We start from the raw sequence: 22,146 nt of genomic DNA on the forward strand, positions 1-22,146 counted from the left end.
GTAAATATAGGTAGATTAAAAGGTAGTGATAGAAATGGCTGAAAAAATTGCATCACTGATTGATGGCGATAAGTTTTTCTTCTTTAAGCAGGTTTTAAATAATATCAATCTTGATATATATGACGGGGAAATACTCGGTATAATTGGGCCGAGTGGCTCCGGCAAAACGACATGTATTCGAACACTTCTAGGCATGGAAGAGCTAACCAAAGGTGAGGCGTATTTCATGAACAAAAAGATGCCGAACCGAAAAATGATGAACAAAATTGGTTACATGGGTCAAGAAACGGCACTTTATGAGACCTTGACCGCACATGAAAATATGGCATTCTTTGGTAAGTTAAAGAAACTTAAAGGTGATGTGCTCAATCACGAAATTGATAAGAATCTTGAACTAGTTGACCTGAGTAGTTCAAGAAATAAAGTTGTTTCTCAATTTTCAGGTGGTATGAAAAGACGATTATCTTTGGCAATCTCTTTAATTGGTGCACCAGATTTACTCGTCCTAGATGAACCGACCGTTGGTATTGATCCTAAATTGAGGAAAACGATATGGGATCAGCTAAGAGTTTTAAGAGATGAAGGGAAAGGCATTGTTGTCACGACACATGTTATGAGTGAAGCGGAACGCTGTGATAAGGTCGCACTCATTGTGAATGGAGAAATATACGCTTACGGTACACCAAAAGAACTGATGACACAATTTGAAGTAAACTCCATTGAGGATGTGTTCTTGAAACTGGAGGTGACAACATGATCAGATTGACGGCAATTGCTAAAAAAGTTGCCTTAGAATTATATAGGGATCAGAGAACACTAGCCTTAATGTTGTTAGCACCACTTCTTGTCATTACATTGATGTATTTTGTCTTTGATGTGAATAATGATTTGAATGTACGTATTGGTGTTCCAGATACAATTGATGAACGATTTATAGAAAATATGCCTGAGGAAGTAGAAGTCATCCCTTACGCCTTACAACCTACCTTGGATACGTTGTTAGATAATGATAATTTAGATGCTTACATGGACATAAACGATGATCAAATTACAGTGACATATCATAACGAAGATCCGTCTCAAACCAACGCAGCGAAGCAGGTCATTCAAACTGCAGTTCAATCTACAACAAGAGAAACTGCACAGGAAATGTTTAATAACATGCCTGGTGATGAGACGATGCCTGCAATGGATGTTGAAGAAAGCTATTTGTATGGTGATGAGGATTCAACTTTCTTTGACAAGATGTTTCCAATTCTCATGGGCTTCTTTGTTTTCTTTTTTGTCTTTTTAATTTCAGGTATGTCGATGCTGAAAGAAAGAACGATGGGTACCATGGAAAGAATGCTAGCAACATCAGTTAAAAGACGAGATGTTGTGCTTGGTTATATGGGGGGGTATGGTGGTTATGCAATTTTACAGACGATCATCATTGTACTGTACTCAATCTATCTATTGAATATGACGATTGCAGGTAATATTATATGGGTATTTGTAATAACGATACTCTTAGCAATGGCTGCCCTAGTTATTGGAATGTTCATTTCCACCTTTGCAAACACAGAATTCCAGATGGTTCAGTTCATACCATTAGTGATTGTGCCTCAAGTATTTTTCTCAGGTATCATACCTTTAGAAAATATTTCAGATTGGATATCAGTAATTGGGTACATCTTTCCACTAACTTATGCAGGAGAAGCATTGACTGAAGTAATGACAAAAGGGAACGGCTTTATAGCAATATGGCAAGAATTATTGATTCTTGTAGGGTTTATTGTGTTATTCACTTTACTAGATATCTTCGGTTTAAGAAAATATCGTAAAGTATAAAATAGGAGGCTGACATGTTTAAGAAACTTCAGAGTGTGATGGTGTATGTAGAAGATGTTGAAGCGGCGAAAGAATTTTGGACGAAGAAGTTTGATTTTGTTGTAAAAGAAACAATTGAACTGCCGGAAGACTTTAAGGGCTATGACCTTGCACCGAATGATTATGCAGAAACAAGCATGACGCTGTTTTCAAAAGACTTCATAAGAAAATACAGTCCGGAAGTGAGCCTAGAAACACCATCCTTGATGTTTGAAGTAGAAAATATTGAGACCCTCTATGAGGAAAGTAAAAATAAAGGAGTCGAAGTTGGAGAACTAGTAGAAATTCCAGGTACGAAAACGTTCAACTTCCAAGACGGTCAAGGTAATTATTTTGCAGTAGGAGAACCAGTTGAGTAAGTAGTATGACCCCGCCAGTGAGAATACATTGGTGGGGTTTTAGTTTAAGTGTGCTTACTATTTGATAGCGTTACGGGAAATTAATAAAGATGATTTTGAGAAAGGAATAAACCTTCTTTCACTAGTTATAAATATTTTGTTATTTGAAATTTAATGTTAATGTCTAATTGGTTTTCAGAGGAGGAATTTTTGGATTGTTAATAATATGTAGAGAGAAATAAAATAGGGCTTACCAGAATAGAAGTATTTTTACTATATAATATTGCTGGCTGTTAATGTTAAATTTCTCTTAAAAAATAAGCCCCCCTTAAATTTAAGGAGGGTATGAATTAAAAGATTTATCAGAGATTTTAACGTAAATTAATAAGCATTAAATATTGAGTTGAAAATAGTGAGAAAATTTGATCTAATTTAATTATAAAGACAATGAAAAGCTGGTGATTTAGGTCATAACACATAGAATGGAATACATAAACTATAAGAAAATGCTCTCCCAAAAACTAAAAGAGAATATTATCTTTTATAATGATTATATTAGAGTGATGAGAACTCTTCCAAAATTTATAGAAACAAAACATGGCAGGACTATGATCGTACTTTTAATTAGTAATATTTATTTCGATCACGAAATATTAAAAATATCAGAATCTGAAAATATTGAATTAATTAAAGTGAGCGAGCTGTTACAAGAAATAGATACAATAATTTATTACACTTCCGAAAATTAAGTTTTTAAGATAAATAATTCATTCTATTTGATGCAATATCAAAGTAATCTTTATCAATTTCGTTTCCAATAAATTTTCTATTGTTTTTGAGAGAAGCAACTCCTGTTGTACCAGAACCCATGAATGGATCAAGAATTGTATCATTTTCATTAGTATGAATAGAAATAATTTCTTCCATCAGTCTTAAAGATTTTTGTGTTGGGTGGGATGTTCTCTCTTTTCCAGAAACTGTGGATGTTCTAAATTCAGCGCGTAAATATGATTTATCGTAAGGTTTATTGAAAATCCATTTTGCATCTTTCATAACTGCCCAAACTGCATATTCTGTATCTTGGACGTATCTTCTATTTATATTACGTGGCATGGGATTGCTTTTCACCCATTTTAAAACATCTTTTACAACCAATCCACTTTCTTCAAGTGCATCAATAATATAGCTTATAGATCTATATGAACAGAAAATTATAAAGGATCCATTTTTATCAAGAATTTTAGAATATTGATTTATCCATAGATATAAATCGAAGTTTTTATCCCATTCTCCAAAATCGACACCTTTTCTTTTAGCTGTTTTCAAGGTAGAGAAATTATTAGGTTTAGATATATTATAAGGTGGATCAGTTATAATATGATTAACCATAATTTCACTGTTTACCAATTCTTCAATTAAATTGTAAGCATCGTTGTTATGAAGAGTATAATTATTATCGTGAATAATATCATCTTTTTTTAAACTGTTAATAATTACTTTGCCAATAGATCGTGATAGTAATGGGGGAACAGCATTACCAATTTGTGTACATATAGATGTCTTGTTACCGACAAATTCAAAGTTATCAGGAAAGCTTTGTAAACGTGCAGCTTCTCTAGGTGTTATGGATCTGTTTAAATATGGATGAGAATTTTTACCATTAGATGGGGTATCAAACCTAGTGTCAATAGTAGGGCTTGGCTTATCCCATTCCAATCGTGACCAAGTGGTTTTAAACTTTTGTTTTCCTATTAAACTTTCAGGTAAGTACTCTTTACCCTTTTCCGGAGGGATTAAAGACAACTTTTTTAATGCTAATTCACTATGTTTGGTAGCAATGTGGTTATATAATTTATCACTATTTTTTCTCATTTCAATTTGATAGTCACTTTGGGACTTAGTGATGTAAGTACTAACATGACTACCTTCACCGGAATTTAAGTATGATAAGTCAGAAATAGCATCCCGAACAGTTTGAATTTGACCAATATTTTCAGGCATTGGTATTAATTTAAACTTATGTGCAATTAGTATTGCTCGTTGCCTACTTTGTGGAACTCCGTAGTTTGAGCTATTTAGAACATCATAGTTCAAAATATATCCGAGATCATTTATTCTTTTTTGAATCTCTTTTATAAAATATCCGTCAGCGGCAGTCAACATTGTTTTAACATTCTCAATTATAAAGATTTCTGGATTCAAATTTTTTATAATATCTAAATACTCTAGGAATAAATAATTCCTTTCATCATTAAGACCTAACTTTTTACCTTTGTTTGAAAAGCCTTGACACGGTGGTCCACCAATTACCATATTTATTTCAAGTCTTTTTGATTCATCTATTATAGTTTGTTTAATTTCAGGGTTGGAAATGTCACCATATATAGTTTTAGCATTTGGAAAGTTTTTAGAGAAAGTTTGAAGAGCTGCCAAATTAAAATCGGAAGCTACCAATGTTTCGAACTCTTCTAAAGAATCTAGACCATATGAAAAGCCACCAGCACCTGAAAATAAATCTAGTACTTTATATTTAATCATTTTTAATTACTCCATTTCTGAGGTGTATAAATTATATCCCTCAAAATTCAATAATTCAAGAGAAAGGTATGATTTTATGGAGAAAATAAGTGATATTTTAGATTCAGAAAATCTAAAAAAAGTTTCAACAATATATTTTAATCTTGAGAAGAATAAAAGTGCCGAAGAATTGGAATTTGAAGAACATTATAGTTTGAGTATTTCGTATAGGAATAGTAAATTTCTAGAAAAGAAACTAGATAAAGAAATTGTAGGTAACAATAATAGTTTAATGAGAGATTATACAGATCTAGATTTTGAGATAAAGGGATCTTCTACACATTTTGTAAAATTACATAATGACATTAAAATAGAAAGAAATAAATTATTAGAAAAATTATTTTCAAAAATGCAGAGACTTAGATTTGATTATTCACAGGAAGATTTTAGAGAAATAATCATAACTAGTATTTTCTGCTTTAGAGGAAGCCAAGATTTTACAGGAGGATATTATGCAGTAGATATAATTGAGGATAATATTTCTAATCAATATATCAAAGATATTACAAGTCTATTAATATCACTAGAAGACTCCAATCAATTGAATTTAAACTTTAGAGAATTACAGCCAGAATATATACAAGGTAAATCTAGGAATTCACAATTAAGAATAAATTTAAGGTGGTTCTACGAGAGATATAGAAAAAATCTTTATGGTATAAATCGTTATAAATATGAGATATTAAAAAGTAACAGTATGAGAATATCGACAATTAATTTAAGTAACAGTCTAACTAGATCTTTTATGGAAAGAATTCTATTCTATCAAGAAAATATTTTAGGTCGTAAAGATTTTATGAATATTCTTTCACCTAAACAAATGACTAAAGAGATAGAAAAACTACGCTTAGATCTAGAATTTGATTATGAGAATATTGAGAAGAGTGATTACGTAAGAAATGCCACAATAGTGAATATTGCCAATGCAACTTTACCTGACGAATGCTCATCATGTAAGAATGAGTACTCTATTGAGAATAGATCCTTTTTACTGAGAGATAGCAATAGGCATTACCTTGAGATACATCATGTCATTTCTTTTGGCTCAGACCGAGCCGGGGATGTATTAGAGAATTTGGTGAAATTGTGTCCAACTTGCCATAGGGCGTTGACACCAAAAAGAGCTAATGTAAATTATCAGAAAAACATCATATCAAACATTTTGAATAATAGTCCTACCGCAGAAAATTATGTTAAAAATTTTGTTGCCAATTCTAATAGAAAAGAAGACTTAATAGAATTTGTATATAATAAATTAAAATAAGAATGTACACTTATTTATTAGGGGGGATAGTTTAGTGAGACTGGAAAAATTAATTATTGATAACTTTAGGTCATATGAAGAAAGAACTGAAATAAGTTTTAATGACTTAACTACTATCATTGGTAAAAATGACGTTGGTAAATCCACGTTACTTGAGGCCCTAGAAATATTTTTTAATAATCAGGATGTAAAAATAGATCAAAAAGATTGTAATGTAAATGGTGAAAAGAAAGAGATAACAATAGGTTGTGTATTTAGTGACTACCCTCGAGAAATATTACTAGACGAGACTGTGAGAACATCCCTAAGTAAAGAATATTTATTAAATGAAGATAATCTATTGGAAATCCATAAAGTATACGACAGTTCAAAAACTACTTTAAAGCCAGAGATAAGATTAGTTTGTTATTATCCAGATGATGGTAAAGTGAATAATAAATATTTTATTCAACTAACCCAAAGTGAGTTACTTCAACAAATAAAATCTAGGAAAATTGAATGTAATAAAAAAATCAACAGTGTTATGAGAGAAAACCTATTCGATACCTGTAATATTAATTATAAAAGTTTGCATCATATTCAACTAAGTAAAGGCGATTCAGATGTACTCATGGATAAGATTGCTAAGGAATTACCTGTTTTCACTTTATTTCAAGCTGACCGACCAAGTTTGGATGGTGATAATGAGGTTCAAGATCCTATGAAAAGCGCAATAAAAGAAGCAATTGAAGAGGTTAGGAATGACCTGATAAAAATTGAGACGACAGTGCAAGAAAAAGCATTGGGAGTAGCAAAAGAAACGATAAGTAAATTAAAAGAAATGGATCCAACTTTAGCTGACGAATTAATTCCTAGCTTCTCTAATCCACCTAAATGGGCAAATCTATTTAAACTTACTTTAGATTCTGACAAAGGCATTCCACTAAATAAACGAGGTAGTGGTGTAAGACGTCTAATATTATTGAATTTTTTTAGAGCAACAGCAGAAAAACAAACCACAAAGAGTATAGTTTATGCTATTGAGGAACCTGAAACATCACAACATCCAGATAATCAAAAGTTGCTATCGGACACATTGCTGAGATTAAGTGAAAGATCAAATACACAAGTAATTCTAACTACACATACTCCTAATTTTGCAGAATCTTTACCGACGGACTCAATGAGATTAATAATAAATGAAAATGAATCCAAAAGAATTTATACTGGTCAAGAAAGTGAAGATATTTTAGAGAAAATAGCGAATACTTTAGGTGTTTATTCTAAGGTTGCTAGTGAAAAAATTATTAGTAATCAAGAAATTAGGGTTGCGATATTTGTCGAAGGACCAAACGATATTTCTTTTCTTAAAAACATAAGTGAAATAGTGTCAAAGGAAAATAGTGAGATTGTTAATTTAAAAGAATGTGAAAATGCACTTATTATTCCTTGTGGTGGCGATACACTTTCTGGATGGGTTGAAGATCAGTATCTAGCTAAACTTGGTATTCCTGAGGTTCATATTTATGACAAAGATGATCCAGAATTGGGAAAAGCACCTAAATACCTAAAGTATTGTAAGAAAGTAAATGAAAGAAATGATGAATCAGTTGCTTTCTTGACATCGAAAAGAGAAATGGAAAACTATATACATTCTGAGACAATTAACAATCATTTCTCTCTAAGTGGTGAAGTATTATTGAATAGAAATAATAGTAGTGACATACCAAAATTAATTTCTGAAAATAGCGAATATAACCAAAGAACAGTGAAAAAGAAATTGAATAATATTGTTGTAAAAAATATGACCTACACTCAGATGAAGGAGATAGATACTGAGAATGAGATAGAAGGAGAATGGTTATCAACTATTAGTAGTTTCATTAATAAAAAGTAATAGTTGTAATACCTTATATATTAATTTTTAGTATAAATATTTTGACTTTGAAGGACTTAGTTATCAATAATATAACCACCAAACATATTGTATTGGACCCATAAAGTTCAGCTTTTTGGGTCCAATACAATTTTTTTATCTTTTTTATTATCCAAACAAATTAATAAAGAATACGGTTATTGGATTATTAATAATCTCTACCAAGAATACAACTCCAGATTGACCAAATTTTTCTGTAAGAGTACTCATGTTTCCCAAAACAGTAGGGTAGTTCCTAGGGCATGTCTGGTCATACCATTCAACCTAGATACAGCATCTTAGTTTTTACCGAGTAATTTAAATACTACAAAGATTGTGTATAGCAATATAAATATTACAACTACAGTGACAATTATTAAAATTTGTAATGCTAAGTCAGCTATTTCCTATAATTGTATACTGATCATCTTAACCCAAATAAGATTGAAGAGCTCCTCCCGATTAAGGCTCAACACTTTTTCAAATATCAATTTATTAATTATAATAAAATCCCAAAATCACAATATTTTATTCAATCGTTATGCTATTATATCTTTGTATCACAATTTTCTGAAAACGTAGGGTGAACGTGGGAGAAGAAAAGAAGAAAAAAAGATTTGGGGTACCTGATGCTTTTGTCATCATTTTTGGGATTCTAATTATAGCATCCATCGCAACTTACTTAGTACCATCTGGTCAGTTTGATCGTGAGGAGATGGACGGTCGTGAGATTGTTATTGAGGGAACTTATCAAGCGAGTGAAAAGAGTCCTGTCAGCGTACTCGACATTTTCTTAGCCATACAAAATGGCTTAATCGAAAGTGCGGATTTAATTTTCATGGTAATCATTATTGGTGGGGTTGTTGCTGTTCTTGAACACACAGGAGCCATCAATTCTGGTATCAACTCTTTAATTGAAAAGACTAATGGTCGGAAGTATCCGTTAGTTATTTTATTCATCTTAATTTTTGCCTTTATGGATATGGCAGGTATAAGTGGTAACGCCATTATTGCATTTATTCCAATAGGTATTATTCTAGCAAAAGGTTTAAATCTAGATCCACTTGTTGGTGTGGCCATGGTTTACTTAGGTCAATACACTGGTGTAGCAACAGGAACATTTGACCCTGTTATTACTGGTTTAGCTCAAAGCATAGCGGAATTACCGTTATTCTCTGGTGCTTGGCTAAGGTTCTCAGCTTTTGTGGTCCTACTATTAATTACAATCGTCTACATATGTTTATACGTTAGAAAGATATCCAAAGATCCATCTAAAAAAATGACTGAGTTTGAAGATGTGGATGAGTTAGAGGATTCTAGTCCTAAGTTTGGTAAGTTTACCAACAGACACAAGCTTATTTTAGTAGTATTTTTCGCATTCCTTGGTGTTTTTCTTTATGGTGTATTTCAGTTTGAATGGACTGTGAACGAACTTGCAGCAATCTTCTTACTTGCAGCAATCGTTGTAGCTGTAATAGCTAAGATTAACCCAAATGAATTCGTTAGTGTGTTCATCAAAGGTGCTCAAGGCATGGTATATGGTGCTTTAGTTATTGGTTTAGCGCGTTCGATTGTACTTGTTTTAGAAGAAGGGGCTGTACTAGATACAATCGTTAACTACGCGTTCCAGCCATTAAATACTCTACCACCAATGCTCGGCGCAATCACATTATTTTTCTTCAACTTCTTATTTAACTTGATAATTACATCAGGTACAGGGCAAGCAGCAATTGTAATGCCGTTCATAGTACCGCTTGTAGATATGTTAGATATTACACGTCAAACGGGTGTTATTGCTTTCAAATTAGGTGATGGAATCACAAACATTATTACACCAACATCTGGAGTCCTGATGGCAGTATTAGCAGTCGGTAAAGTTTCATTTGTGAGTTGGTTTAAATTCGTTTGGCCACTGGTGTTGATGTGGACAGTAGTAGGTGTCATAACAGTTGCAGTTGCAGTATTAGTGAACTATGGACCATTCTAAAGGGGTAATTAAATGGATAAAGTCTTAAAATACATGGAAGAAAATCAAGAGCATATTATTAGTGACATTAGGTATATTGTGGAAAGAGACTCACCATCTAATGATGCAGATTTGGTTGATTTATGTGCAGATAGAATTCAAAAATTGTTCAATAGATATTTTGGATACACTGCTGCAGTCATTGAAAACGATGATTATGGAAATCATCTTAGATTTGAATATGGTGAAGGAGATAGTACAGTACTGATATTATCTCACTTTGACACAGTGTGGGATGAAGGGGATTTACAGGTAAAAATTGAAGGGGATAAATTGTATGGACCAGGGATACTTGATATGAAAGGTGGCTTAGTTCAAGCAATTTGGGCAATTAAAGCAATCAAAGACTTGGGCTTAGACACTGATAATAAGATTGTATTCTTGTGTACAAGTGACGAAGAGATTGGTAGTCCTTCTTCTAAGAAAATTATTGAAGAAGCGGCAGTGGATAGTGATTATGTACTTGTTACAGAACCTCCTGTTGCTGATACCGGAGCCTTGAAAACAGGACGTAAAGGGTCGTCTAGATATTATGTAGAGGTTAGAGGTAGAAAGGCGCATTCTGGTAATAATCACCAAGATGGAATCAATGCAATTAAAGAAGCGTCTAGACATATTGTTGATTTAGAAAACCTAACAGATTATAAAATTGGTACGACAATTAATGTAGGTTCAATCAAAGGTGGTGGGAAGTTAAATGTAGTACCTGACTTTGCGAAATTTGGAGTGAATGTCAGGGTGAAAAATGAAGAGGAGCAATTAAGAATAGATCGATATATTAAAAACATACAACCGTATGAAAAAGGTATAAAACTTAAAGTGACTGGTGGTATTAATAGACCACCAATGAATAAAAATGAGAAAACTGAAGAGTTATTTGAAATTGCCCAAGATGTTGCTGAAGATCTAGATTTAGGTGAATTAAAACAAGCCTATGTCGGTGGTGGGAGTGATGGTAACTTCACTGCTAATCTGGGAATACCGACACTCGATGGACTAGGTGCAGTCGGTGAAGGTATTCATGCGAAGAATGAACATATTATCGCAAGTGAAGTCCCGAATAGAGCAGCATTACTTAGTAAGTTGCTAGTGGTGTTGTAGACACAGACAAAAATGGTGGAGAAATTTTCTCCACCATTTTTCTTACCCAAATAAATTAATAAAGAATACAATTATCGGAATATTAATTGTATCGACTAAAAATGCTCCAACTATAGGTACAATCAAAAATGCAGTTCTTGATTGTCCGAATTTCTCAGTGAGTGTACTCATATTTGCCATTGCAGTAGGAGTAGCTCCTAAACCATGTCCAACCATACCATTCAGCATTACTACTGCATCGTAATTTTTACCGAGTAATCTAAACACTACAAAGATAGTATAAAGAATAATAAATAGCACATTTACAGAGACAATCAATAGGATTGGTAAAGCTAAATCTGCTAATTCCCACAACTGTATACTCATCATGGCCATTGCTAAGAATATTCCTAAAGCCACTGTTCCAATAGAATCATTCATTGACGGCTTAAAATCAAATTTAATATTATCTTGGAAGTGGTCAATTAGTGATCTCACAATGATAGCGACAATCATTGCTCCAACATAATTTGGTAATACGAAGCCTGTTAAATTTGAAAAGGTATCACCTAGATATGAACCTAAAGCCATTGAGAAAGTAATAATACCTAAATATACAAAGAAGTCAGAAGTCGTGACTTCTTTTTTTGAGTTTAAGTTCTCTAAAACTCCTTCCTGTATTTGTTCGTTATCTGGGCCTTTTAAATTATGTTTCTTAAGAAGAAAGCGAGCAACTGGACCTCCAGCTATCCCTCCGGCAACTAAACCTAATGTAGCTGCTGCAATCCCAACTGTTATTGCGCCTTCAACTCCAATACCTTCAATAGTACTACCGAATGCTGCAGCACCACCATGTCCACCAATCATTGCAGGAGAAGATGCCATTAGACCGAGTAACGGATCAATGCCTAATAATGTGGCAATTGACACACCTAGTGTGTTTTGGACTAAAGATAAGAAACCAGCAGCTAGGAGATAAATTATTAGAAGTTTACCTCCTAGTTTTATTAACTTAAAACTTGCCCCAAGTCCTACTGTAGTAAAAAATACCAACATGAATAGACTCTGAAGAGAAGTATCTACGCTAATAGTGATTAAATCAAAACTATGTAAAATAAAAATTAAAAAAGAAAACAATAATCCACCTATCACCGGAGCAGGGATGGAATAATGTTCGAGGATACTAATTTTCTTAGCTAGATATGAGCCAATCAGTAATACTAAGATTGCTAAAAATAACGAAGTTACTTGATTTATTTCCATAATATAATCACCTTCTTTATAGGATGTTTTGAATATACATTATAAATGAGCAAAGAGAAAGAATATTTTAGTAAACGATTACAAATTTTAATTAATTATCAGAAATATTATAATATTCGTTGTAATCTGAATTATGTACGTTATAATAATTGTATACAATTATACGAATTACGGAGGTGAATCAAAATTTGACTGACACAATAAATGGATTAACCAGAATTTCAACTAAAGATATCGCATACGAACAAGTAAAAGAAAGAATCATTAAACTAGAACTTAAACCAGATTCAACAATTAATAGAGTTAACCTAGAAAAGGAACTTGGCGTAAGTCGAACACCGATGAGAGAGGCTTTACAAAAGTTAGAAGGGGAAGGGTTAGTTGCACAACAAGCTAACGGTACTTTTAAAGTTTCTTCAATATCAAAAAAAGAAGTAAAAGAGTTATTCAAAATCCGCAGTAAATTGGAAGGTATCCTAATCGAGGAAGCAATCGATCATCTGGATCAGGAAAGCATCAACCATCTGACATACTTAACAGACATGATTAAAGTCACTTCTAAGCTCGAAAGTCGAGATGAAACTGAGAATTTCGGCTACAGATTCCATGCTGAAATCTATCGGTTAAGTGGGAATGACACAGCTTTAATTCTATTAGAGCAGCTAAACGATCGGATTAATAGATACCGAAATCTTGCCCATGATAGCAAGTTAGGCATACAGTCATCGTCACATGAGCACGAAGTGATTTTACAGCTAATGATTGAAAAGAATAAATCAAAAGCTGTTGAAACACTTGAAAAACACATACTAGATGCACAAGATTCTGTTGTGCAGTCTCTAGAGGAATATGATACGAATTAATTTTTAAAACAAAGGGGAGATTTTAATGAAATTTGCAGTTATTGGTGGAGGAAACACAGGACAGGCCATATCTGGATACTTATCTTTAAACGGGATGAAGTTAAGCTATACACAAGTAATCTAGAAAGAGCTCAAATTTTAAACGAAAAAGGACTTTCAGTAAATGGTGTTTATTCAGGTACCGCCAATTTGGAAGCGCATACAAATATGGCTGATGTAGTGACTGATGCGGAAGTTATCATTGTATCTACAACGGCAGATGGTCATAAAAATGTTATCGAGAAAATGAAGGAGCATCTACAAAAGGATCAAATTATCTTATTTATTCCAGGTTATTGGGGTGCATTAGAATGTAGACAAGTCTTGGGCTCTGACATTGAAGACAAGAACCTTATTGTCGCAGAGACAAGTGCACAACCATTTATTAGTAAGGCAGATGATAAAGGAAATGTAGAGGTAAGAAAAATTAAAAACAATGTAATGGTCAGTACTTTACATACCAATACAGAAGATAGAACAAAATACGAAAATCTACTTGAAAAATTTCCACACTTAAACCACGCAAATAATGTCTTAATGACATCTTTAAATAACACAAATGTTGTTGTACACGTTCCTATAGTTGCCTTCAATGCGAGCAGAATAGATTCGGCGCAAAAATTTGAATTTTACCCAGAGGGTGTTTCTAAATTAACGGTTGATTATATTGAAAATCTTGATAAGGAAAGAATGAAGATTGCAGATCTCTTTAACATTGAAACGAAAGATATTCTGTCGTTATTAAATGAATTCTATGGTACAAGTCATGATTCTTTATTTGAAGCCTTACCATCACTATTTCCGGATGGAGCGGGACCGAACACTTTAAATCACAGATATTTTACTGAAGATATTCCTTTTGGGTTAGTACCGATTATGGAGTTAGCAAAAAAACTAGAAGTAGACACGGTTTACACTGAAAAATTAGTGCATATCTTATCTCTATTCTCAGGTAATGATTATTTAGAAACTGGCGTAAGCTTTAACGACTTATCGATTGAAGAAATTCTACAAGATTGTGGATTAGAAAAATAGGGGGAATTGAAATGTTAGAATTCAAAAATCTGAAGTTATCATTTGGTGATAAGGAAGTGCTTAAAGGCGTAGATTTGAATGTAAACAAAGGAGATGTTGTGACATTTATTGGTCCAAGTGGTACTGGTAAAACAACGATTCTGAAGTGCGTAAACTATTTGGTAGAACCAAATGAGGGTAACATGCACCTTGCGGATATGAGTGTGGATTTCAAGAAAATAAATAAGAAAGAGATTTTGAGTTTAAGAAGAAAGACAGCGATGGTATTTCAACAGTTTAACTTATTTAAAAACAAAACGGTTGTAGAAAATGTTATGGATGCGCAGATTGTTGTTCATAATAAGTCGAAAAGTGAAGCCTATGAGAAGAGCATGGAACTACTAGACAAAGTTGGAATGTGTGACAAAGAAAATGAATATCCATCTAAATTGTCTGGTGGTCAGCAGCAAAGGGTGAGTATTGCTAGAGCCCTGGCTGTAAATCCTGAAATTGTGTTGTTTGATGAGCCGACTTCTGCATTAGACCCAGAGCTTGTTAACGATGTTTTAAGTGTTATAGAAAAAGTAGCAAAAACAGGGGTTACCATTTTACTGGTCACTCATGAGATGGATTTCGCTAGAAAAATATCTAATAAGGTTGTTTTTATGGAGAATGGTTATGTTGTAGAAGAAGGTTCACCAGAACAAATCTTCGAAAAGTCACTAAATGAAAGAACGAAACAATTTTTAAGTAAGTTCTATTTGAAAGAAGCTGTATCTGCAAAATAAGTGATACAAAGGGGGAGTTGCAGATGAAAAAATATTTGGTGATGACATGTCTAGGTTTATTGGTATTACTAGCCGCATGTGGTAATGATGACGATGAAAATGAAGTATCTGCAGACGGTGCTAAAGTTATCGACGTGACTACGCCACCTACTTCTAAAAATTTAAGTTGGCAAGAAGTAGATGGTGAAATTTTAGGTTATGAGCCAGGTGTGCTAAGGGCGGTTGATGAGAAGCTAGAGGATTATGAATTTAACATTCAAGCTGTAGCAGATAGTGCTCAAGAAACAGGATTGAAAACAGGGAAGTACCAATTGAATGTTGGAGGCTTTTATCCCACTCCTGAAAGAGAGGAGCAGTATTTAGTTCCTGAAAATGCGACGGGAAGAAGTTTGATTAAGATGTATGTTAGGTCTGATAGTGGAATTGAAACTCTGGAAGATTTAGAAGGTAAGAAAATCACGCCGTTTACTGCAGGGGGAGGCACAATACAAGTCGTTATAGATTGGATGGAGGAAAATCCAGAATACGACTTGAAATTGGAAGAGTCAAGTGGGGATATTCCATATGCACAAAGAATGAAAGAAATTGATTCAGGTAAATATGATGCATTTATAGGCCCGGCTAACCTAGGTCAAAGGGATGTAATTGAAGCAATGGGCTTAGATGTGGTTGAGACTGAACCAATCTTTGTCGGTGAGACTATCATGCTGATACATGACTCAGAAGAAAATCAAAAGTTACTTGAGGAAGTTGATCAAGCTTTAGCGGAATTGCGTGAAGAAGGGACACTATCTGAGATTTCTGAAGAGTACTATGGTGAAGATATTTACGATTATCAATTAACAGAAGAGGAAGAATAACATAGTAATTTAACAAAGGGGGCTACACAAAATGTTAAATCCTACAATTACTGAGATTCTGCTTTCATTAATGCAGGTGTCATATATCACATTGATTGTGTTAGTTGTTTCAGCAATTTGCGGGCTGATATTAGGAACAATTTTAACGATTATTGTGGTGAAGAAAATACCTGTACTAAAGCAGATAACAGTCACATTTTCATCTTTTACAAGAAGTGTACCGATAATTATACAACTGTTTATAGTGTTTTATGCACTTCCACCAGTCATTGAAAGTATGGGTTTTAGCACGACCTATATCACTGCGACCGTCGCATCAATCGTTGCATTATCACTATACCACGGTGGTTATCTAGTTGAAGTATTCAGAGCTGCATACAGAGCTTTAGATAAGGGGCAACACGAAGCAGCTGACAGTATGGGGTACACACCAATTCAAAAGTTTAGAAGAATCACTTTACCTCAAACAATTCCAGTAGCCTTACCTGGTTGGGGGAATGCATTGATTCATTTAATTCATGATACATCATTAGTGTTTGCACTTGGTGTTGTAGACATTATGGGACGTGGACAACTAATCGCAGCCTCATCTTATGGGATGAATCAGGTGCAAATATTCTTAATTATTGCTGCAATCTATGTTGTGTTGACTTTTGCATCAGATGCAATAATTCGCTTCTTCGAGAAGAAGAACAAGAAATTCAAACTAGATTCTGGTTTAAATACAAAGGGGGCTTAGGCTATGAATTTTTTGATACTGTTTGAGGATTTTGTTCAATTATTAGCAGTTGTACCGCAGACGTTATTGTTGGCGATAACGATATTTATATTATCAATCCTTATTGGTACGGTCATGGCATTGATTCAAGAATATAATGTACCCGTACTCAAACAAATTGTAGTGATAACAAAATTATTATTAAGAGGTACGCCTCTGATTGTACTAATATTCTTGATGTATTACTCATTACCGGATACCGTCACTTACCTATCCGGTCTAGTCGGTCTTGATTACAATGGGACGAATATTCCACCTGCCATTATTCTAATCGTAGCTGTTTCTTTTACTGTAGCATCGTTCCAGGCTGAAACAATTAGGGGATCATTTTTATCGATAAATAAAGGACAAATTGAAGCGGCACAATCACTAGGATATACGCCGTATCAAATGTTTAAAAAAATAATTGCACCCCAAGCTTTAGTAGAAGCTATACCTGAATTTAGTAGCTCGTTTTTAATTGTAATGAAAGCAATCTCTTTAGGTTTCATGATTACAGTTGTCGATATTTTTGCAGAAGCACGTCTAATCGCAACGGACAATTCTTATTATGTAGAAGCATTTTTTTGCAGCGGCATTAATGTATTGGGCAATATCGGCCATAACGGTTACGCTTTCCAGCAAGTATGAAGAATATTTACACAGTAGAATGTAATGGACAAATTTATAGTGAGGAGTTTTTGATGAAAAGAATAATAATAACTGGTGCATTAGGGCAAATTGGCACAGAACTTACAGTAAAATTGATGGAATTGTACGGTGAAGAGAATGTACTGCCGACAGATGTTCATAAAAATTCGGATAATGAGATGATTACAAGTAAATTAGAAATTCTAGATGTTAGAGACTTTGATCAGATGGATGAATTGGTTAAAAAATTTAAGCCAGATACAATTCTTCACATGGCTGCTCTACTGAGTGCAACTTGTGAAAAAGATCCACTATTAGCATGGGATATCAATATGAATGGACTGATTAATGCGCTGGAAGTAGCTAGAATTCATGATTTGAAATTTTTCACACCGAGTTCAATCGGTTCCTTTGGAGAATCAACACCTAAGAAAAACACCCCGCAAACGACGATCCAAAGACCGAATACAATGTACGGTGTAAATAAAGTATCCGGAGAACTACTATGTGATTATTATTATGACAAATTTAATGTAGATACTAGAGGTGTGCGTTTCCCTGGCTTGATTTCTCATATCAAAGAACCCGGGGGCGGTACAACAGATTATGCGGTCGATATATACTTTGAAGCAATCAAATCAGGCAAGTACACTTGCTTCCTAGAAGAAGAAACATATCTCGATATGATGTATATTGATGATGCGATTGATGCAATCATCAAGCTGATGGAAGCAGATGCTAAATCTTTAAGTACTGGAAATGCTTTTAATATCACAGCTATTAGTGCAAGCCCTAAAGAATTTACAACTGAAATCAAAAAACATATTCCAGACTTTGAAATAGACTATGATGTCGATCCTGTCAGACAAAAAATTGCAGATACATGGCCAGAACAGCTAGATTGTAGCGAAGCTGAAAAGCAGTGGGGTTTTGCACCTAAATATGATTTAGAAAAGCTAACAACCACCATGTTGACTGCTATAAAAGAAAAATATAAGAAGTAGAAACTTTTATTTGAGTCTAGGACAAAATCTTGAAAGAACAGAAAAATAAATAATTTTATTTGAAAAGCCGGACGTTAGACTTCTAGGGGAATAGCATGAGGCTGCTGAAAAAGTCATTTTGACTATTTCAGCAGCCGCTTTTTCTATTATAATAGTATTAATAAAAATGAAGTGAGGGGAAACTGATGCTTGAAAGGCAACAATCGTTACAACTCAGCGCCCACGACAGTCTCTATGATACGCTTATTCCAAAAACTAATATCCTTCGCCAGATGAAGGATTTAGTTGACTTTAGCTTTATTGAGGAAGAACTTAAAGATAAATATTGTTTGGATAATGGACGGAATGCGGAACCACCTATTCGTATGTTCAAATACCTTCTTTTAAAACAAATTTATAACCTTTCAGATAGAGATTTAGTCGAACGGGCAATGTATGATATGTCTTTTAAGTATTTTTTGGACTTAGGTCCCGAAGCCACTGTGATCCACGAAAGTACACTTACTACATTTAGGAAATTAAGATTAAAAGATGTAAGTTTATTGGATTTACTTATTAAAAAAACTGTTGAGCTGGCTTTAGAACATAATGTATTGACTAGCCATACATTGATTGTGGACTCTACACATACTGTATCTCGCTTTAAATCAAAGTCTGCGTCAGAGTCTATACAGGAACATGCGAAGTCTTTGAGGAAGGTAATCTACCAGTATGATGAATCAATTAAAACAGAATTTCCTGAGAAACCGACATCAGACCGCTTAGAAGATACTATAGATTACACTCATAACATTATAGATGTGATTAAAAATAAACCACAAATCAATCAGATTCCAGCGATTCAGGAAAAGATGAACCATGTTAAAGAGGTTATTGAAGATATTAGCGATGATAATCACTTTAACGAAGACCCTGATGCACGTAAAGGATATAAAGCGGCAGACCACTCCTTCGTCGGTTATAAAACGCACATTGCGATGTCTGATGAAAGAATCATCACAGCAGCAGTCATTACAACTGGAAATCAGAGTGATACGAAGCAACTTCAGTCACTCATCGAAACAAGTGAAAGAAATGGAACTACAGTAGATCATATAGTTGGAGACAAAGCTTATTCGAGTAAACAAAACCTTATATACGCACAGGAAAGAAATCTACAGTTGACTTCAAGATTACATCCCGTCATTACTCACGGTAAACGTCATTCAGACAAAGAATTTGAATTTAATAAAGACGCAGATATGTTTGTCTGTCCAGCCGGACATTTAGCTATCCACAAAGGGGTTAAGAAACAGAAAGACACTGCCCGGAATGATCAATTAAAATACTTCTTTGACGTAGAAAAATGTAAGGTATGTCCATTACGTGAAGGGTGTTACAGGGAAGGTGCGAAAACTAAAACCTATTCTGTCAGAATAAAATCTTCAGAACACAGCTCTCAGGAAGCATTTCAGGAAACCGAAGGGTTTAAACGGTTATCCAAAAAGCGATATAAAATTGAAGCGAAAAATAGTGAATTAAAACATCGACACGGGTATAAAAAAGCACACAGCTCGGGTCTATTTGGCATGAATATTCAGGGAGCATCCACAATATTTGTCACTAATATGAAAAGAATAATCAAACTAATTAACGAAAAATAGACAGTAGATCACGCTCATACACATAAAAAGAAGCATTATCAGAATGTTTTTCTGGATAATGCTTCTTTTCTTCACAATTAAATCTTATTGCCATAACATCTTAAAGGTTTTTCAGCAGCCTCGAATAGCATCTGTGTGAGACTACAGGCTCACGCGATGCCTCAAGAATTGCTAACGTTCGGCTTAGTTTTGAGGGTAAAACTTTTGTATCAACCCTGTCATATTATATATGAGAGGGTTGAATTATTTATATATGGTCTTAATATCTCAATATAACTAGACAAAATTTATAGTAGTGATAGCATTATGTTATTAGTAGACAGGAGACTTTTTTATGAAACATAGTATATACAAACCACAAATATTAAATGATATAAACAGAGATAATATTGCAGGTGGTTTGATGACTGGAATGCTAGGTATTATCGGTCCACCCGTTATGGTAATTGAAGCGGCAAATGCGGGTATGATCAGTCATGAACAAACAATCACTTGGTTTTATGGTGTACATATTTTTGGTGCGCTACTTGGACTCATTATGTCCCTTTACTACCGGATGCCTATAGTCGGCGCACACTCTATTACAGGTGTTGCATTTTTAGTCACAGTGACACCATATTTCACTTTTGAAGAGCTTGTCGGTAGTTATATCATTACTGCACTCATCGTCATTTTATTTGGTGTATCAGGGATATTTAAAAAAGTGATGAGCTGGATTCCCCGGGAAATTATTGCTGCGATGTTGGCAGGTATTATTTCATCGTACGTATTTGGAATCATACCTGCAGCTATAGAAATGCCAGCTATAGGTCTGACTGCGATTCTAGTGTTTTTTATTTTTAGAAAATGGGATTTAATTATTCCACCAATGTTAGCGGGTGTATTTACAGCGGTGATTATGTATTTTGTCTTGAATCATTTCGATTTTTCGGCGATAGGTACCACTCCGGTTGCTCCTACCTTTACTGTGCCCGAATTTTCTATTTCCGCAATCATTTCAATCACATTGCCTTTAACTTTATTAATACTATCAAATGATGCGACACCTGCCATTGGTGCTTTGGAAAGTAATGGCTATAAAGTCCCAGTCAACAATATTTTGACGGCAAGTGGAATTGCTTCACTTGGTGCCACTATCTTTGGCGGACAATCTGCCAATGTTGGTGGAATGATGACGACTATTGCGTCAGATCATGCCTCAGGAGAAAAATCAAAACGTTACATTTCTTCAGTTATTTCAAGTGTGGTCATGATTATCTTTGCAGTATTCGCTTGGGCATTGGTTCCTTTAATGTTTGATCTACCAGCATCATTGATGGCAATACTGACTGGTTTTGTCTTAATCGGAGTATTTTCTTCAACATTAAAACGGAGTTTTTCCAATCCTAAATATACTATGAGTGTGATTTTTGCTTTTATTATTTCAGCATCAGGCATTACTTACTTTTATATCAGTGCACCAATATGGGCCTTATTAATTGGCACAATCATTGCGAAGTTTATAGAGGATTAGTTAGGATTAAATATGGAGGGAAAAAATGAAAGCAGATAAAAAACTAATCGCTGCAGTATTAAATTTTAAACAATTAGAAAAGGCAATTAAATTTAAGGAAAACTTGAAATGTGTATTTGTTTTATTTGGTAACATTAGTAATTTAGAGCACATAGTCAAGCAGCTCAATGACGAGGACATTCCGTGTTATATTCATTTAGAATATATAGATGGCTTGAAGGTCGATGACTATGCTTTTAAGTATTTAAAGAATAATGTTAAAGCTAAAGGTATAATCACAACGAGGTCCGGTCATATTAAAAGGGCACACAAAGAAAAATTAGAAGTCGTACAAAGGTCATTTATAGTAGATACTAGAATGTTGAACTTAACTTTGGCAGGTTTAGAAAAAAATCAACCTGACTATTTAGAAATCATGCCCGCTCTAGTTTCAGATTTAATTCCTGAAATAAAAAAGCATACAGATATACCAATCATTACAGGTGGCTTAGTCAATTACGATTACGTTTTTGAAAGAGCGCTTGAACATGGTGCAGAAGCTGTCTCCACTTCTAATATTAATATGTGGAAATATATTTCTAACAATTATTAACAAAATAATCAACAAAAATTAATATTCACTAGTTATTATAATTATTGAAAAGTGAATAGCAAATGGTGCGATAGAGAGACCAATATTGACATTCAGTTGAAATGTCAGTAT

The 22,146-nt window shown here is 33.9% G+C and carries 20 protein-coding genes; 17 read left to right on the forward strand and 3 right to left on the reverse strand.

Annotated elements, in window-relative coordinates:
* The first annotated feature begins 34 nt into the window (after nt 1-34).
* Genes JEM45_RS09110 through JEM45_RS09120 form a run of 3 tightly spaced genes read left to right on the forward strand, consistent with a single transcriptional unit; the run spans nt 35 to nt 2,228 of the window.
* Nucleotides 35-757, forward strand: coding sequence for an ABC transporter ATP-binding protein (locus JEM45_RS09110; protein WP_198687345.1), 723 nt, complete (start codon nt 35-37; stop codon nt 755-757).
* Entirely contained in the window at nt 757-1,830 is a 1,074-nt protein-coding gene (locus JEM45_RS09115) for an ABC transporter permease (protein WP_198687985.1), read from the forward strand. Before JEM45_RS09110 ends, JEM45_RS09115 begins: the two co-directional genes overlap by 1 nt.
* 14 nt (nt 1,831-1,844) lie before the next feature.
* Nucleotides 1,845-2,228 carry a VOC family protein gene (locus tag JEM45_RS09120; RefSeq protein ID WP_198687346.1) on the forward strand — a complete coding sequence of 128 codons (384 nt, stop codon included), beginning with the start codon at nt 1,845-1,847 and terminating at the stop codon, nt 2,226-2,228.
* A gap of 732 nt (nt 2,229-2,960) precedes the next feature.
* Here JEM45_RS09120 and dcm read toward each other — a convergent pair.
* Nucleotides 2,961-4,745, reverse strand: a complete 1,785-nt coding sequence (dcm, locus tag JEM45_RS09125; RefSeq protein ID WP_198687347.1) for a DNA cytosine methyltransferase — start codon at nt 4,743-4,745, stop codon at nt 2,961-2,963.
* A 76-nt stretch (nt 4,746-4,821) separates the two neighbouring features.
* Here dcm and JEM45_RS09130 point away from each other — a divergent pair, with 76 nt between their 5' ends.
* Nucleotides 4,822-6,048 (forward strand): HNH endonuclease signature motif containing protein, encoded by a 1,227-nt coding sequence (locus JEM45_RS09130; protein WP_198687348.1) that lies wholly within the window; start codon nt 4,822-4,824, stop codon nt 6,046-6,048.
* A gap of 34 nt (nt 6,049-6,082) precedes the next feature.
* Nucleotides 6,083-7,924 (forward strand): ATP-binding protein, encoded by a 1,842-nt coding sequence (locus tag JEM45_RS09135; protein ID WP_198687349.1) that lies wholly within the window; start codon nt 6,083-6,085, stop codon nt 7,922-7,924.
* A 317-nt stretch (nt 7,925-8,241) separates the two neighbouring features.
* Here JEM45_RS09135 and JEM45_RS11020 read toward each other — a convergent pair whose 3' ends face one another.
* A complete protein-coding gene (locus tag JEM45_RS11020) occupies nt 8,242-8,346 on the reverse strand; it encodes a sodium/glutamate symporter (RefSeq protein ID WP_198687986.1) in 105 nt (34 codons plus the stop codon).
* Nucleotides 8,347-8,531: 185 nt separating this feature from the next.
* Between JEM45_RS11020 and JEM45_RS09145 the strand changes: the two genes are divergently transcribed.
* Together JEM45_RS09145 and JEM45_RS09150 are read left to right on the forward strand one after the other, a co-directional pair.
* Nucleotides 8,532-9,929, forward strand: coding sequence for a YfcC family protein (locus JEM45_RS09145; RefSeq protein ID WP_198687350.1), 1,398 nt, complete (start codon nt 8,532-8,534; stop codon nt 9,927-9,929).
* Between the two features lie 12 nt (nt 9,930-9,941).
* Nucleotides 9,942-11,069 carry a M20 family metallopeptidase gene (locus JEM45_RS09150; protein ID WP_198687351.1) on the forward strand — a complete coding sequence of 376 codons (1,128 nt, stop codon included), beginning with the start codon at nt 9,942-9,944 and terminating at the stop codon, nt 11,067-11,069.
* A 42-nt stretch (nt 11,070-11,111) separates the two neighbouring features.
* Here JEM45_RS09150 and gltS read toward each other — a convergent pair whose 3' ends face one another.
* Nucleotides 11,112-12,311: a sodium/glutamate symporter gene (gene gltS / locus JEM45_RS09155; RefSeq protein ID WP_198687352.1), complete on the reverse strand. Its 1,200-nt coding sequence runs from the start codon at nt 12,309-12,311 to the stop codon at nt 11,112-11,114.
* Nucleotides 12,312-12,499: 188 nt separating this feature from the next.
* Between gltS and JEM45_RS09160 the strand changes: the two genes are divergently transcribed.
* The 10 genes from JEM45_RS09160 to JEM45_RS09205 all read left to right on the forward strand — a co-directional run bounded on the left by JEM45_RS09160 (nt 12,500) and on the right by JEM45_RS09205 (nt 22,035).
* The gene (locus tag JEM45_RS09160; RefSeq protein ID WP_198687353.1) at nt 12,500-13,174 is read left to right on the forward strand and encodes a GntR family transcriptional regulator; all 675 of its coding nucleotides are present in this window, start codon (nt 12,500-12,502) and stop codon (nt 13,172-13,174) included.
* Between the two features lie 207 nt (nt 13,175-13,381).
* On the forward strand, nt 13,382-14,248 hold the full coding sequence (locus tag JEM45_RS09165) for an NAD/NADP octopine/nopaline dehydrogenase family protein (protein ID WP_198687354.1): 867 nt from the start codon (nt 13,382-13,384) through the stop codon (nt 14,246-14,248).
* Between the two features lie 11 nt (nt 14,249-14,259).
* Nucleotides 14,260-15,015 (forward strand): amino acid ABC transporter ATP-binding protein, encoded by a 756-nt coding sequence (locus JEM45_RS09170; RefSeq protein WP_198687355.1) that lies wholly within the window; start codon nt 14,260-14,262, stop codon nt 15,013-15,015.
* 23 nt (nt 15,016-15,038) lie between these two features.
* Entirely contained in the window at nt 15,039-15,875 is an 837-nt protein-coding gene (locus JEM45_RS09175; protein ID WP_198687356.1) for a transporter substrate-binding domain-containing protein, read from the forward strand.
* A 31-nt stretch (nt 15,876-15,906) separates the two neighbouring features.
* The gene (locus tag JEM45_RS09180) at nt 15,907-16,614 is read left to right on the forward strand and encodes an amino acid ABC transporter permease (protein ID WP_026866081.1); all 708 of its coding nucleotides are present in this window, start codon (nt 15,907-15,909) and stop codon (nt 16,612-16,614) included.
* A gap of 3 nt (nt 16,615-16,617) precedes the next feature.
* Complete coding sequence (locus tag JEM45_RS09185; protein WP_198687357.1) at nt 16,618-17,283, forward strand: ABC transporter permease subunit; 666 nt, start codon at nt 16,618-16,620, stop codon at nt 17,281-17,283.
* Between the two features lie 53 nt (nt 17,284-17,336).
* Nucleotides 17,337-18,287: an NAD-dependent epimerase/dehydratase family protein gene (locus tag JEM45_RS09190; protein ID WP_198687358.1), complete on the forward strand. Its 951-nt coding sequence runs from the start codon at nt 17,337-17,339 to the stop codon at nt 18,285-18,287.
* A gap of 185 nt (nt 18,288-18,472) precedes the next feature.
* Nucleotides 18,473-19,930, forward strand: a complete 1,458-nt coding sequence (locus JEM45_RS09195; RefSeq protein ID WP_198687359.1) for an IS1182 family transposase — start codon at nt 18,473-18,475, stop codon at nt 19,928-19,930.
* A 334-nt stretch (nt 19,931-20,264) separates the two neighbouring features.
* Nucleotides 20,265-21,443, forward strand: coding sequence for a benzoate/H(+) symporter BenE family transporter (locus JEM45_RS09200; protein ID WP_198687360.1), 1,179 nt, complete (start codon nt 20,265-20,267; stop codon nt 21,441-21,443).
* A gap of 25 nt (nt 21,444-21,468) precedes the next feature.
* Nucleotides 21,469-22,035, forward strand: a complete 567-nt coding sequence (locus JEM45_RS09205; protein ID WP_166626975.1) for a glycerol-3-phosphate responsive antiterminator — start codon at nt 21,469-21,471, stop codon at nt 22,033-22,035.
* Nucleotides 22,036-22,146: the final 111 nt, after the last annotated feature.

The organism is Jeotgalicoccus sp. ATCC 8456 (genome assembly GCF_016313225.1).
Classification (GTDB): Bacteria; Bacillota; Bacilli; order Staphylococcales; family Salinicoccaceae; genus Jeotgalicoccus; species Jeotgalicoccus marinus.

Coding starts and splice junctions, on each gene's coding strand:
- JEM45_RS09110 (WP_198687345.1), top strand. CDS start 35: ATGGCTGAAAAAATTGCATCACTGATTGATGGCGATAAGTTTTTCTTC.
- JEM45_RS09120 (WP_198687346.1), top strand. CDS start 1,845: ATGTTTAAGAAACTTCAGAGTGTGATGGTGTATGTAGAAGATGTTGAA.
- dcm (WP_198687347.1), bottom strand. CDS start 4,745: ATGATTAAATATAAAGTACTAGATTTATTTTCAGGTGCTGGTGGCTTT.
- JEM45_RS09130 (WP_198687348.1), top strand. CDS start 4,822: ATGGAGAAAATAAGTGATATTTTAGATTCAGAAAATCTAAAAAAAGTT.
- JEM45_RS09150 (WP_198687351.1), top strand. CDS start 9,942: ATGGATAAAGTCTTAAAATACATGGAAGAAAATCAAGAGCATATTATT.
- gltS (WP_198687352.1), bottom strand. CDS start 12,311: ATGGAAATAAATCAAGTAACTTCGTTATTTTTAGCAATCTTAGTATTA.
- JEM45_RS09165 (WP_198687354.1), top strand. CDS start 13,382: ATGGCTGATGTAGTGACTGATGCGGAAGTTATCATTGTATCTACAACG.
- JEM45_RS09170 (WP_198687355.1), top strand. CDS start 14,260: ATGTTAGAATTCAAAAATCTGAAGTTATCATTTGGTGATAAGGAAGTG.
- JEM45_RS09175 (WP_198687356.1), top strand. CDS start 15,039: ATGAAAAAATATTTGGTGATGACATGTCTAGGTTTATTGGTATTACTA.
- JEM45_RS09180 (WP_026866081.1), top strand. CDS start 15,907: ATGTTAAATCCTACAATTACTGAGATTCTGCTTTCATTAATGCAGGTG.
- JEM45_RS09185 (WP_198687357.1), top strand. CDS start 16,618: ATGAATTTTTTGATACTGTTTGAGGATTTTGTTCAATTATTAGCAGTT.
- JEM45_RS09190 (WP_198687358.1), top strand. CDS start 17,337: ATGAAAAGAATAATAATAACTGGTGCATTAGGGCAAATTGGCACAGAA.
- JEM45_RS09195 (WP_198687359.1), top strand. CDS start 18,473: ATGCTTGAAAGGCAACAATCGTTACAACTCAGCGCCCACGACAGTCTC.
- JEM45_RS09200 (WP_198687360.1), top strand. CDS start 20,265: ATGAAACATAGTATATACAAACCACAAATATTAAATGATATAAACAGA.
- JEM45_RS09205 (WP_166626975.1), top strand. CDS start 21,469: ATGAAAGCAGATAAAAAACTAATCGCTGCAGTATTAAATTTTAAACAA.